General features: G+C 63.7%; 8 protein-coding genes and 1 tRNA gene. 6 read left to right on the top strand and 3 right to left on the bottom strand.

Annotation, left to right across the window (positions count from 1 at the left end):
* Positions 1-19: 19 nt before the first annotated feature.
* A complete protein-coding gene (gene tsaD, locus D3880_RS02435) occupies positions 20-1,051 on the bottom strand; it encodes a tRNA (adenosine(37)-N6)-threonylcarbamoyltransferase complex transferase subunit TsaD (protein ID WP_119891949.1) in 1,032 nt (343 codons plus the stop codon).
* 202 nt (positions 1,052-1,253) lie between these two features.
* On the opposite strand from tsaD, the gene rpsU reads away from it, so the two are divergent.
* From rpsU to D3880_RS02405, 6 genes are all read left to right on the top strand, one after another.
* A complete protein-coding gene (gene rpsU / locus D3880_RS02430; protein WP_002551877.1) occupies positions 1,254-1,469 on the top strand; it encodes a 30S ribosomal protein S21 in 216 nt (71 codons plus the stop codon).
* A gap of 160 nt (positions 1,470-1,629) precedes the next feature.
* Positions 1,630-3,597 (top strand): DNA primase, encoded by a 1,968-nt coding sequence (dnaG, locus tag D3880_RS02425; protein ID WP_119891948.1) that lies wholly within the window; start codon positions 1,630-1,632, stop codon positions 3,595-3,597.
* Positions 3,598-3,664: 67 nt separating this feature from the next.
* Positions 3,665-5,515 (top strand): RNA polymerase sigma factor RpoD, encoded by a 1,851-nt coding sequence (gene rpoD, locus D3880_RS02420; protein WP_119891947.1) that lies wholly within the window; start codon positions 3,665-3,667, stop codon positions 5,513-5,515.
* Between the two features lie 105 nt (positions 5,516-5,620).
* Entirely contained in the window at positions 5,621-9,355 is a 3,735-nt protein-coding gene (locus D3880_RS02415) for a bifunctional diguanylate cyclase/phosphodiesterase (RefSeq protein ID WP_119891946.1), read from the top strand.
* Between the two features lie 16 nt (positions 9,356-9,371).
* Positions 9,372-9,448, top strand: a tRNA-Ile gene (locus D3880_RS02410).
* A 436-nt stretch (positions 9,449-9,884) separates the two neighbouring features.
* Positions 9,885-10,796, top strand: a complete 912-nt coding sequence (locus D3880_RS02405; protein WP_119891945.1) for a LysR family transcriptional regulator — start codon at positions 9,885-9,887, stop codon at positions 10,794-10,796.
* Positions 10,797-10,836: 40 nt separating this feature from the next.
* Here D3880_RS02405 and D3880_RS02400 read toward each other — a convergent pair whose 3' ends face one another.
* Positions 10,837-11,646, bottom strand: a complete 810-nt coding sequence (locus D3880_RS02400; RefSeq protein WP_119891944.1) for an SDR family oxidoreductase — start codon at positions 11,644-11,646, stop codon at positions 10,837-10,839.
* A 27-nt stretch (positions 11,647-11,673) separates the two neighbouring features.
* Complete coding sequence (locus D3880_RS02395) at positions 11,674-12,804, bottom strand: FAD-dependent oxidoreductase (protein WP_119891943.1); 1,131 nt, start codon at positions 12,802-12,804, stop codon at positions 11,674-11,676.
* Between the last annotated feature and the right edge of the window lie 181 nt (positions 12,805-12,985).

The raw sequence follows: 12,985 nt of genomic DNA, 5'->3' as shown, positions 1-12,985 counted from the left end.
CTGAATTTGGCTCATGACCTCAGGGTGCCAGCGGCGGCAACTGCTCCATCGGCCAACGGGCCTGCACCTGGATGGCCGGGCCGTCGTGCTGGCCGGCGAGCAAACGCTGGCAGCCGGCATAAGCAATCATCGCGCCGTTGTCGGTGCAGAACGCCGGACGGGCATAGAACACCCGCCCCTTGAGCTTGCCCAACATGGTTTCCAGTGAACGGCGCAAGGCCTGGTTGGCGCTGACCCCGCCGGCGATCACCAGGCTGTTCAGGCCGGTCTGCTTGAGGGCGCGCTGGCATTTGATGGTCAGCGTCTCGACTACCGCCTGCTGGAAGGCCAGGGCGACGTCGCAACGGGTCTGCGCGCTGTCGTCGCCGGCGGCGCGGCATTGCTGCCAAGTGTTGAGGGTGAAGGTCTTCAGGCCACTGAAGCTGAAATCCAGCCCCGGGCGATCGGTCATCGGCCGCGGGAAGACGAAGCGCCCCGGCGTACCGCTTTCCGCCAGGCGGGCAATCTCCGGCCCACCGGGATAACCCAGGCCGATCAGCTTGGCGGTCTTGTCGAAGGCTTCGCCGGCGGCATCGTCGAGCGACTCGCCCAGCAACTGATAGCGGCCGATGCCATCGACCCGTACCAGTTGGGTATGTCCGCCGGACACCAGCAAGGCGACGAACGGAAACTGTGGCGGCGTCTCTTCCAGCATCGGCGCCAACAGATGGCCTTCCATATGGTGCACGCCCAGCGCCGGAATATCCCAGGCCAGCGCCAGCGCCTGGGCGCAGGAGGCGCCGACCAGCAGCGCACCGACCAGGCCCGGGCCGGCGGTATAGGCGATCGCATCGATGTCCTGCGAGGTGCAGCCGGCAGTGTCGAGCACCTGGCGAATCAACGGCAGCATACGCTTGACGTGATCGCGCGAGGCCAACTCCGGCACCACCCCGCCATACACGCGGTGCAGATCGATCTGACTGAACAGCGCATCCGCCAGCAGGCCGCGCTCGCTGTCATAGAGCGCCACGCCGGTTTCGTCGCAAGAAGTTTCCAATCCCAGCACGAGCATGGGTTTGTCCCTATTAAGACTGGGCAAATTCGAAGGCGCGCATGATAATCGCCGCCCCCAGCCCCGACCAGCGCTTTTCGATCAGAGGCTTTGCATTCCGGGCGGCGAGACGGTAACATCCGCAACCCTTAAAAACCGACGTATCCCGAGCCGACTGCCGGGGTTACGTTCCTCCACGGTAATTAATGTAGGTACGACCTGGATGCCAGCCGTCAAAGTTAAAGAGAACGAACCCTTCGACGTAGCCCTGCGTCGCTTCAAGCGCTCCTGCGAAAAGGCCGGTGTCCTGGCTGAAGTTCGTAGCCGCGAGTTCTACGAAAAGCCGACTTCCGAGCGCAAGCGCAAAGCGGCTGCCGCCGTTAAGCGTCATGCCAAGAAAGTGCAGCGCGAACAGCGCCGCGCCGTTCGCCTGTACTGATCGACCCCGTACAGCGCGACGCCTCGAATGCCCGGCCTGGTCCGGGCATCGCAGTGCAGCAAAAAACGGACTCCGCTTCGCCAACAGGCGAATCAGCGGAGTTTTTTTGTTTCCACCGAAGCGCTGTCCAGTCGCTCACCGCGACAGTATCCTGACCCCCATGGCCGGACTGATCCCACAATCATTCATCGATGACCTGCTCAACCGCACCGACATCGTCGACGTGGTGAGTTCGCGCATTCAACTGAAGAAGACCGGCAAGAACCTCAGCGCCTGCTGCCCGTTCCACAAGGAAAAGACGCCGTCCTTCAGCGTCAGCCCGGACAAGCAGTTCTACTACTGCTTCGGCTGCGGCGCCGGCGGCAATGCGCTCGGCTTCATCATGGACCACGACAACCTGGACTTTCCCCAGGCCGTCGAGGAACTGGCCAAGGCCGCCGGCATGGACGTGCCGCGCGAGGAAGGCGGACGTGGCCATAAGCCGCGCCAGCCCACCGACTCACCGCTCTACCCACTGCTAGCTGCGGCCGCGGACTACTACCGCCAGACCCTGAAAAGCCACCCGACCCGCAAGGCTGCGGTCGACTACCTGAAAGGTCGCGGCCTGTCCGGCGAGATAGCCCGCGACTTCGGCCTCGGCTTCGCCCCGCCGGGCTGGGACAACCTGCTCAAGTACCTGGGCAGCGACAGCCTGCAACAGAAAGCCCTGATCGACGCCGGCCTGCTGATCGAAAACGCCGAATCCGGCAAGCGCTACGACCGCTTCCGCGACCGTGTGATGTTCCCCATCCGCGACAGCCGCGGCCGGGTGATCGCCTTCGGCGGCCGGGTACTGGGTGACGACAAGCCGAAATACCTGAACTCCCCGGAAACCCCGGTATTTCACAAGGGCCAGGAACTCTATGGCCTGTTCGAGGCCCGCCAGCACAACCGCAACCTCGACGAAATCATGGTGGTCGAGGGCTATATGGACGTCATCGCCCTGGCTCAGCAGGGTCTGCGCAATGCCGTCGCCACCCTCGGCACCGCCACCAGCGAGGAACACCTCAAGCGCCTGTTCCGCATCGTGCCGAGCGTGCTGTTCTGCTTCGACGGCGACCAGGCCGGCCGCAGCGCCGCCTGGCGCGCCCTCGAGTCGACCCTGCCGAGCCTGCAGGACGGCCGCCGCGCGCGCTTCCTGTTCCTCCCCGAAGGCGAAGACCCGGACAGCCTGGTGCGCACCGAGGGCACCGACGCCTTCCGTGCGCGCATCAATCAGCACGCCCAGCCACTGGCCGACTACTTCTTCCAGCAACTGACCCAGGAAGCCGACCCGCGCTCGCTGGAAGGCAAAGCCCACCTGGCCACCCTGGCCGCACCGCTGATCGACAAGATTCCGGGCGCCAACCTGCGCACCCTGATGCGCCAGCGCCTCAAGGAGATCACCGGCCTGAGCGGCGAAAACCTGGAGCAGATCAGCCGCAGCACTCCAGCCCAGCCCGCCAGCCATGATGACGCCCCTCCCGGCTACGATGCCTACTACAACAGCAGCGCCGGGCAGCCTTATGAAGAACAGGAGTTTCAGCCTGAGCCCAGCTGGCCAGGCTCGCAGCAAGCCGACAAGGGCAAGAAAAAATGGCAGAAAAACTGGGACAAGAAAGGCTCACGCCAGGACTTCCAGCCCCGCGCGCCACGGATCGCGGTAGCGGTCGAATCGCCAACCCTGACCGCCCTGCGCACCCTGCTGCATCACCCAGAGCTCGCGCATAAGGTCGAGGATGTCAGCCATTTCGCCGACGAAGAGCACACCTACGCCCAACTGCTGGTCGCCCTGCTCGGCGCCTTGCAGAAGAACCCCAAGCTGCGCTCGCTGCAACTGATCGCCCGCTGGCATGGCACCGAGCAGGGCCGCCTGCTCAAGGCCCTAGCGGAAAAGGAATGGTTGATCGGTCAGGACAATCTTGAAAAGCAGTTCTTCGACACCATTACTACACTTACCCATAACCAACTGCAGAAACGACGCGAGCAACTCCTGCGCAGCGTCATGCAAAAAAGCCCCAGCGAACTGGCCCCGGAAGAAAAAGCCCTACTGCGAGAGCACTTCAGCCGCCCTTCTTCCCCCAGCGACAAGAGCTCAACTGGCGCCTGAGCCCCTTAATCAGGTATAATCCTCGGCTTGTTTTTAGCCCGCCAAGACCTTCAGTGGATAGGGTGTTATGTCCGGAAAAGCGCAACAGCAGTCCCGTTTGAAAGAGTTGATCAGCCGTGGTCGTGAGCAGGGCTACCTGACTTATGCCGAGGTAAACGACCACCTGCCGGAGGATATTTCCGATCCGGAACAGGTGGAAGACATTATCCGCATGATCAACGACATGGGCATCAACGTATTCGAGAGCGCCCCGGATGCCGATGCCCTGTTGTTGGCCGAAGCCGATACCGATGAGGCCGCCGCCGAAGAAGCCGCCGCTGCGCTAGCCGCAGTGGAAACCGATATCGGCCGCACCACCGACCCGGTGCGCATGTACATGCGCGAAATGGGTACCGTCGAGTTGCTGACCCGCGAAGGCGAAATTGAAATCGCCAAACGCATCGAGGAAGGCATCCGCGAAGTGATGAGTGCCATTGCCCACTTCCCCGGCACTGTCGACAGCATCCTCGCCGAGTATCAGCGCGTCACCACCGAAGGTGGCCGTCTGTCCGAAGTGCTCAGCGGCTACATCGACCCGGATGACGGCATCGCCGAGCCGAGCGAAGCACCCGTGCCGGACCTCAAGGGCGGCGCTGCCGAGGCGGAGAGCGAAGACGACGAAGAAAGCGATGGCTCGGCCGATAGCGAAGAGGAAGAAGGCGATGGTGGTCCGGACCCGGAAGAGGCCCTGCGCCGCTTCACCACCGTGGCCGAGCAGCTGGACAAGACCAACAAGGCCCTGAAAAAGCATGGGCGCGGCAGCAAGCAAGGCATCGCCGAGCTGCTGTCACTGGCCGAACTGTTCATGCCGATCAAGCTGGTGCCGAAGCAGTTCGAAGCCCTGGTCACCCGCGTGCGCGACGCCCTGGAGCGCTTGCGCGCCCAAGAGCGTGCCATCATGCAGCTGTGCGTCCGCGATGCACGCATGCCGCGTGCCGACTTCCTGCGCCTGTTCCCCGGCAATGAAGTCAACGAGAGCTGGGCCGCCGACCTGGCCAAGGGCAAGGCCAAATACGCCGACGCGATTGGCAACCTGCTGGCCGACATTCAGCGCAACCAGCAGAAGCTCGCCGCCCTGCAAACGGAATGCAGCCTGACCATCGCCGAAATCAAGGACGTCAATCGGCGCATGTCGATCGGCGAAGCCAAGGCCCGTCGGGCGAAGAAGGAGATGGTCGAGGCCAACCTGCGCCTGGTGATCTCCATCGCCAAGAAGTACACCAACCGCGGCCTGCAGTTCCTCGACCTGATTCAGGAAGGCAACATCGGCCTGATGAAGGCGGTGGACAAGTTCGAATACCGCCGCGGCTACAAGTTCTCGACCTATGCCACTTGGTGGATTCGCCAGGCGATCACCCGCTCGATCGCCGACCAGGCGCGCACCATCCGTATCCCGGTGCACATGATCGAGACGATCAACAAGCTCAACCGCATCTCCCGCCAGATGCTGCAGGAGATGGGCCGCGAGCCGACTCCGGAAGAGCTGGGCGAACGCATGGACATGCCCGAGGACAAGATCCGCAAGGTATTGAAGATCGCCAAAGAGCCGATCTCCATGGAAACCCCGATCGGCGACGACGAAGACTCGCATCTGGGCGACTTCATCGAGGATTCGACCATGCAATCGCCGATCGACGTGGCGACCGTGGAAAGCCTCAAGGAAGCCACCCGCGAAGTGCTAGCCGGCCTCACCGCACGGGAAGCCAAGGTCCTGCGCATGCGCTTCGGCATCGACATGAATACCGACCACACCCTCGAGGAAGTCGGTAAGCAGTTCGATGTCACCCGCGAGCGGATTCGCCAGATCGAGGCCAAGGCGCTACGTAAGCTGCGCCATCCAACGCGCAGCGAGCATCTACGCTCCTTCCTCGACGAGTGACCCCAAAACCCCCGGCCCTGCCGGGGGTTTTGCTTTTTAGCTAGCCTATCGCCCCCTCAGCCCGGCTAAACTCGGCCTACACCTTTAGCGGGAACCGAGACCGCCATGCCGCGACTGCCGGCCATTCTTCTGCTATGTCTGGCGCTGTGCACGGCCTCGGCCATGGCCCTGACGCTGAGCGAGGACGAACGTGCCTGGCTGGCCGCCCATCCCCAGCTGCAACTGGGCGTCGATGCCTCCTGGCCACCCTTCGAGTTCCGCGACCAACACAACCGCTATCAGGGGCTGGCGGCCGACTACGTCCAGCTGATCGAGCAACGTCTGGGCATCCAGCTGCAACCGGTCGAACCGAGCAGCTGGAGCGAGGTGCTGGATCAGGCCAAGGCCGGCAAACTGGATCTGCTGCCGGGAGTGATGTCAACGCCCGAACGCCAGACCTACCTGAGCTTCACCCGCCCCTACCTCGACTTCCCGATCGTCATCCTCGCCCGCCAAGATGGCCCGCAGCCGCGCACCCTGACGGAGCTATACGGGCTGAAGATCGCCATCGTCCGCGACTACGCCCCGCACGAACTGCTGCGCAACCAGCATCCCGACCTCAACCTCTTGCCCCTGGCCAACGTCAACGCCGCCCTCCAGGCCTTGGCGACCGGCCAGGCCGACGCCTTCGTCGGCGACCTCGCCTCCAGCGTCTGGAGCCTGCGCCAGCTCAAGCTGGAAGGCCTCTACATCAGCGGCGAAACCCCGTACCGCTACCAGCTGGCCATGGCCGTGCCGCATGGCCAGGAAGCCTTAGTCGGCATCCTCGACAAGCTGTTCGCCGAGCTCAGCCGCGAAGAAGTCAGCGCCCTGCAGGAGCCCTGGGTCGGCAGCCTCCTCGACCGCCGCAGCATCTGGCGCGAACTGCTGCTCTATGGCCTGCCCGGGCTGCTGCTGGTGCTTGCCGTGCTCGCCATGATCCTGCGCATCAACCGCCGCCTGAGCGCCGAGATCGGTCAGCGCGTCGCCCTCGAGCAGGAACTGCGCGCCAGCGAGCAGCACTATCGCGGCCTGGTCGAAAGCCTCTCGGCCATCGCCTGGGAAATGCGCCCGTCCGACTACTGCTTCACCTACGTTTCGCCGCATGCGGAAAAACTCCTCGGCTACCCGCTCTACGAATGGCGACAACCCGGCTTCTGGCAACGCACCCTGCATCCGGACGACGCCCAGCAAGCCATCGACTACCGTCTCAGCGAAAGCGCCGCCGGCCGCGACCACAGCCTCGACTACCGGATGCTCGCCGCCGACGGCCGGGTGCTCTGGCTGCGTGACATAGTCACCCTGATCCCGCACGGCGACGGCCTGCTGATGCGCGGCCTGATGATCGACGTCACCGAAGCCAAGCAGACCGAGCAGGCCTTGCGCCTGTCCGAACAGCAGTTCACCTCGGTGTTCCACCACTGCCCGGATATCCTGGTCATCGCCAGCCGCGAAGACGGGCGCTTGCTGACGGTCAACCGCACCTTCGAGCAGCAACTCGGCATCAGCGCCGCCGAAGCCCTCGGCAAGACCTCCACCGAGCTGGATATCTGGGGCATTCCGGATATCGGCCCCGGCCTGTTGCAACTGCTGCAACAACAGAATCTGCACAATCTGGAAATGCCCTTCCGCCGCCGTAACGGTGAGCGCTTCACCGGCCTGATCTCGGCCCAGCAGATCCAGTTCGAGCACACCCCGGCGCTGGTCGTGGCGGTGCGCGACGTCAGCCAGCTGAAGGAGACCCAGCAGCAACTGCAGCGCTCCGAAGAGAAGTTCGCCAAGGCCTTCCACGCCTCGCCGGATGGGCTGCTGATCACCCGCCTGCGCGACGGCCTGCTGATCGAGGCCAACGAGGGCTTCACCCGCATCACCGGCTACAGCCCCGGCGATGCCGCGACGCACACCACCCTGCAGCTCGGCATCTGGGCCGACCCGGCGGATCGCCTGCGCATGATCGAGCTACTGCAACGCGATGGCAGCGCTCGCGACTTCATGGCCCCGATCCTGACCCGCGATGGGCAGCAACGCCTCTGCGAGCTGTCCACGCAAGCCATCGTGATCGGCGACGAACCCTGCATGCTGACCATCGCCCGCGACATCACCGAACGCCAGCTGATGCAGGAAACACTGCAACAGGCCGCCACCGTGTTCGAAAGCACCGCCGAAGGGGTGCTGATCACCGACACCCAGCAGCGCATCACCGCGGTCAACCGCGCCTTCAGCGAGATCACCGGCTACAGCGAAGCCGAAGTGCTCGGCCAGACCCCGCGCCTGCTGGCTTCCGGGCAGCACGACAGCGCCTTCTACGTCGCCATGTGGCACCAGTTGGCCGCCGACGGCCACTGGCAGGGCGAGATCTGGAACCGGCGCAAGAGCGGCGAGCCCTACCCGGAATGGCTGACCATCAGCGCCGTACGCAACAGCAGCGCTGAGATCACCCATTTCGTCGGCGTATTCGCCGACATCTCCACCCTCAAGCACGCCCAGGCACGCCTGGACTACCAGGCCCACCACGACCCGTTGACCGGCCTGCCCAACCGCCTGCTGTTCGAGAACCGCCTGCGCACGGCCCTGCAGGACGCCCAGGCCGACAACCGCCAAGGTGCCGTGCTGTTCCTCGACCTCGACCGCTTCAAGCACATCAACGACAGCCTCGGCCACCCGGTCGGCGATCAGCTGCTGAAAAGCATCGCCCTGCGCCTACGCGACCAGCTGCGCGACATCGACACCGTCGCCCGCCTCGGCGGCGACGAGTTCATCATCCTGCTGCCCGGCCTGCATCAAGCCAGCGATGCCGAGCATGTCGCCGACAAGCTGCTGAACTGCTTCGGCGCCCCGTTCCCCGCCGGCGCTCACGAGTTCTTCATCAGCGCCAGCATCGGTATCAGCCTGTTCCCCCAGGATGGCAAAGACGTCGCCACCCTGGTCAAGAACGCCGACGCCGCCATGTACCGCTCCAAGGCCAAGGGCCGCAACCGCGCCGAGTTCTACACCCGCGACCTGACCTACCAGGCCACCGAGCGCATGGCCCTCGAACACGAACTGCGCCGCGCCCTGGAGCGCAAGGAGTTCAGTCTCTACTACCAGCCGAAACTGTCGCTGACCAACCGCCAACTGATCGGTGCCGAAGCGCTGCTGCGCTGGCATCATCCGCAACTCGGCGAGATCCCGCCCGACCGCTTCATTCCGCTGGCCGAGGACAGCGGCCTGATCCTGCCCCTCGGCGACTGGGCGCTACAGGAAGCCTGCCGGCAGATGAGCCTGTGGCAACAGCAGCACGCGCCCTTCGGCCCGCTCTCGGTCAATCTCGCCGGCAGCCAACTGCGCCAGCCACAACTGGTCCAGCGCATCGCCAAACTGCTGAGCAACTACGCGCTGCCGGCCGCCCTGCTGCAGCTGGAGATCACCGAAAGCTTCATCATGAGCCAGACCGAACAGGCCCTGGCGATCCTCCACGAACTGAAGGCCCTGGGCCTGCAGCTGGCGATCGACGACTTCGGCACCGGCTACTCCTCGCTGAGCTACCTCAAGCGCCTGCCGCTGGACACCCTGAAGATCGACAAATCCTTCGTCAGCGGCCTGCCGGACGACCCGCACGACGCCGCCATCACCCGCGCCATCCTCGCCCTGGCGCGCAGCATGCAGCTGACGGTGATCGCCGAAGGGGTGGAAACCCAGGCCCAGCAAGACTTCCTCGCCCGCGAAGGCTGCGTGCAGATCCAGGGTTTCCTGGTCAGCCAGCCGCTGCCGGCCGAGGCCTTCGCCAGCCATTTCCTCAACCCACGCCATGCGATTGGCGCCGCCGAGAAGGCACCGGTATAATCCGCCGGCCTTCTGGGGGCCTATAGCTCAGTTGGTTAGAGCAGAGGACTCATAATCCTTTGGTCCACGGTTCGAGTCCGTGTGGGCCCACCAATAAAATCAAGGGGTTAGGCGTAACAGCCTAACCCCTTGTTGTTTCAGCCCCTGATACTTTCCCCGTTCATTCCCCGTTTCACCAGCGAACCATCCAGCGCTGATTTTCTAAGCGCGCCTGCAACCAATCAAATGCAAAGGCTCGACTTTAGGTCTGCCGCTCGGGATTGGCTGAACCCCAACCATCCACTAGGCGCGAACTCAGGTTTCTATTTTTCAGATTTCAAGTAAGACAAGGCTGCCTGCTCACTGCCCGCGAACCCCACGGGCTTGGCGTTAGCGGACACGGGCTACGTCTATCGAGCTGTGAGGCACCGCCATTGGGCAGTTCATTAGCCCAATGGCGCTGGCTGGTGATGAGTGGAATACTCTTCTGCGCGTATGGGATTCAAACGAGCACCAATAAAACCTTTGATCTTCAAGAGGAAACGCCGTTTTGCAATCGATTCTAGATCCCAAGTGGCACCACTTCATCAAGGTGGCCAAGCTGGGTAGTCTGACCCAGGCGGCCGTGATCCTCGACGTTCCGCAATCGATGATCAGCCGCCACATTTCCCAGCTGGAAAGAGATTGCGGTGTGCGCCTGTTCAACCGTACCGGGCGTGGCGTGACCCTGACCGAGTTCGGCATGCAACTGCTGCCGCGTATCGAAGCGCTGGCCGGCGAGTCGGAAGAAATCTCCGACGTGATCCGCACCTCCGGCGGCGTGCCGATCGGTGAGGTCAAGGTCGGTTTACTGCCCTCGACCGTGGTTCCGCTGGCCGGCCCTTTATTCAAAATGCTTCGTGAGCGCTACCCGCGGATCAAACTGCATCTGTGCGACGGCAGCAGCGCGCACCTGGAGGAGCTGATCAGCGAAGGGCGGATCGACATGGCCATCCTGCTGCGCGAAGGCGATGTGTCGAGCGCCGACGAGTCGGTACTGGTGCAACCCAAACTGATGCTGATCGGACGGGCTGGCGACCCGGCGGTGGCACAACCCACGGTCGAACTGGCCGTATTGCAGAGCATTCCCCTGGTCCTCCCATCCAGGCCGCACCCGCTGCGCATTCGCCTGGAGAAGCTGTCCAAATCGCACGACCTGTTCTTCAACTGTGCCGTCGAGGCCGACTCGATTCGCCTGCAGTGGGAAATCGTCGCGGCCGGTGGTGGCTATGCCATCACCTCGGGGCTGTTCGAGCATATCGACGACTCACGCTTCGCGGTCTCGCGGATCATCAAACCGGAACTGCTGCGCAGCGTCGTGCTTGCCAGTTCACTGCGGCGTCCCAACACCCTGGCCACGCGCACAGTGCAAAAGCTGCTGGAGCAGGAAGCCCCGCTCCTGCTCAAGAACAGGCCCGCCTGAGCCCCCAGGGCCACGGCTCTGACCAGGCCTGTATCCCGAGTCAGCCTGCCGTTTTCAGCACGGCGCGATTAAGCAGGCCCTGATCCGCCACCACGGTTTGCCCGGTCATGATCTTGTTGTGCCGCGACGCCAGGAAGGCATAGATCGGCCCGTGATCTTCGGCCGTCGGCAACTCCTGCAGCAGGCTCAACGAGCGGAACATCGAGAGGAAGGCATCCTTGGGGATGTCGGACTGCTTCTGCCCCTCGAGTCCCAGCGAACGGGGACCGCTCAGTTGGCTGTTGGCGATGCCAGCAGGCGCCACGCCATTGACCCGGACATGCGGCGCGAACTCGAACGCCAGCTGGTTAACCAGGCTGCGAATGGCGCCCTTGCTGGCCGTATAGACCAGCCCGCCGCCATCGGCGGCATAGGCGGCCGTCGAAGTGGTCAGCACCATCGCGCCCTCGGTCGCCTGCAGCAGGTCGAAGAACACCCGGGCGCAGAGCATGTAGCCCTTGACGTTGACGTGGAAGATCTCGTCGAACAGGGTATCCAGGCGATCCTCCGGCATCTGCAGCAACGGGATATTGCCGTCGAAGATGCCCTGCGCGCCGATCAACGCGTTGAGCCGGCCATGGCGCTCGAGAATGGCCGCACGGCAGGCCCGAAGATCGGCCAGCTTGGTCACGTCGCCCTGGATGACCAGTACCTCGGGGCCGAATTCCTCCCTGAGCTGCCGAACTTTTTCCGCGGATATCTCGAAGATCACCACCTCGGCGCCCTCGGCCCGGCAATAGCGCGCCACACCCAGGCCCAACCCCGAACCACCACCGGTGACCAGTACCACATCATCTTTCAGTAACTGCATGAACGTCTCCCAACGTGGTGCATCGGTTCAAATCGGACAGGCCAGGGCCTGGAAAGAGTCGTGCATGATGCGCATGTGCTCCTGCTTGTCGCCGCCGCTGATCTCGATCTCGCCTAGGCGGGCGGAGTTTTGTACGACCATGCGGCAACGTTCCCAGCGGCGCTGCTGAAAGCGCTGCAAAGCGGATGGCAGGCTGGCGGCAGCCTCCAGTTCCTCGGCCAGCACGATGGCATCCTCGATGCCGATGCAGGCGCCGGAAGCCAGGTGCGGCGTGGTGGCATGCACCGTATCGCCGATCAGCACCACACGCCCCTGGTACCAGGGTTGCGTCACCAGCAATCCCTCAAGAGGCCGATAGATAACCAACGAATCCTCGTTCAACTGCGCGCTGGCCTGGCGTACTTCGGCGGCGGAAAAGGGTTCGAGCAGGCCACGCAGCCGCGGCAGGAACTCCTCGGGCGGGATGTATTCATTGGTCGGGCGGTTCTCGTTGACGAACAGATACATCTCGTCCTGCGAGACCGGGTTGAGACCGACCTTCACGTCGCTACCGACCCACAGAATGGTCTTGGTGATCTCGGCCGGACGCGGCAACACGGCGCGCCATACACCCTGTCCGCTGTAGTTCGGCTTCGGCGCATCGGGCAGGATCCGCTCGCGCATTGCCGAGTACAGACCATCGGCGGCTATCACCAGGTCATAGCGGCGCTGGCTGCCATCGGTGAAGCTCACGTCCACCCGATCAGGGTGCTGCTCCAACGCCGTCACCGTGCAACCCAGTCGCACGGACGTGCCGCAGACACGCGTCGCATCGGCCAGAATCCTCGCCAGCACCGGGCGCATGATGGCACCACTACCTGGCACGTCCTCCCCGGCGATACGCGGCGTCGGCACCTGGGTGAGCAGCTGGCCGTCCTGCGAGAAAATATCCAGGCCGTCGCAGGCGTAACCCTCGACCAGGAAACGCTCGAGGATACCGAGCGTACGAAAGGCCCGCAGCGTGGGGCCGCCGATGCTGATACCGGCGCCATAGCTGCGCCAGCCCGGATCGATCTCGACGAGGTCTACCGCCACCCCGCGCTTGCGCAATTCGATGGCGGCGGACATACCGGAAAAGCCGCCGCCGACGATCAGGACGGTATCAATGAGCGTTGTCATATTATTGTTTTCCTTAGGCCTGGACGCAGTGAAAAGCTCTAGCTTGCGCGCTGCACGGTAACGCTGAGGCGCGTGAAGCCAAGCATGCAACGATCTTATGGACAAAGCCTGCCCAGGCCACCTGCAAAAGCGGTAACTCAGCTTTCTATTAGCCCATCCCTGGCCCGGCGCGGACCACGCG

It is taken from the genome of Pseudomonas cavernae (genome assembly GCF_003595175.1).
In the GTDB taxonomy this organism is placed as follows: Bacteria; Pseudomonadota; Gammaproteobacteria; order Pseudomonadales; family Pseudomonadaceae; genus Aquipseudomonas; species Aquipseudomonas cavernae.
This window is presented reverse-complemented; position numbering and strand designations above follow the sequence as displayed.

What these genes read in the sequence shown, in the direction of transcription:
- tsaD (WP_119891949.1), bottom strand. Translation starts at nt 1,051, where the DNA reads ATGCTCGTGCTGGGATTGGAAACTTCTTGCGACGAAACCGGCGTGGCG.
- rpsU (WP_002551877.1), top strand. Translation starts at nt 1,254, where the DNA reads ATGCCAGCCGTCAAAGTTAAAGAGAACGAACCCTTCGACGTAGCCCTG.
- D3880_RS02395 (WP_119891943.1), bottom strand. Translation starts at nt 12,804, where the DNA reads ATGACAACGCTCATTGATACCGTCCTGATCGTCGGCGGCGGCTTTTCC.
- D3880_RS02415 (WP_119891946.1), top strand. Translation starts at nt 5,621, where the DNA reads ATGCCGCGACTGCCGGCCATTCTTCTGCTATGTCTGGCGCTGTGCACG.
- rpoD (WP_119891947.1), top strand. Translation starts at nt 3,665, where the DNA reads ATGTCCGGAAAAGCGCAACAGCAGTCCCGTTTGAAAGAGTTGATCAGC.
- dnaG (WP_119891948.1), top strand. Translation starts at nt 1,630, where the DNA reads ATGGCCGGACTGATCCCACAATCATTCATCGATGACCTGCTCAACCGC.
- D3880_RS02400 (WP_119891944.1), bottom strand. Translation starts at nt 11,646, where the DNA reads ATGCAGTTACTGAAAGATGATGTGGTACTGGTCACCGGTGGTGGTTCG.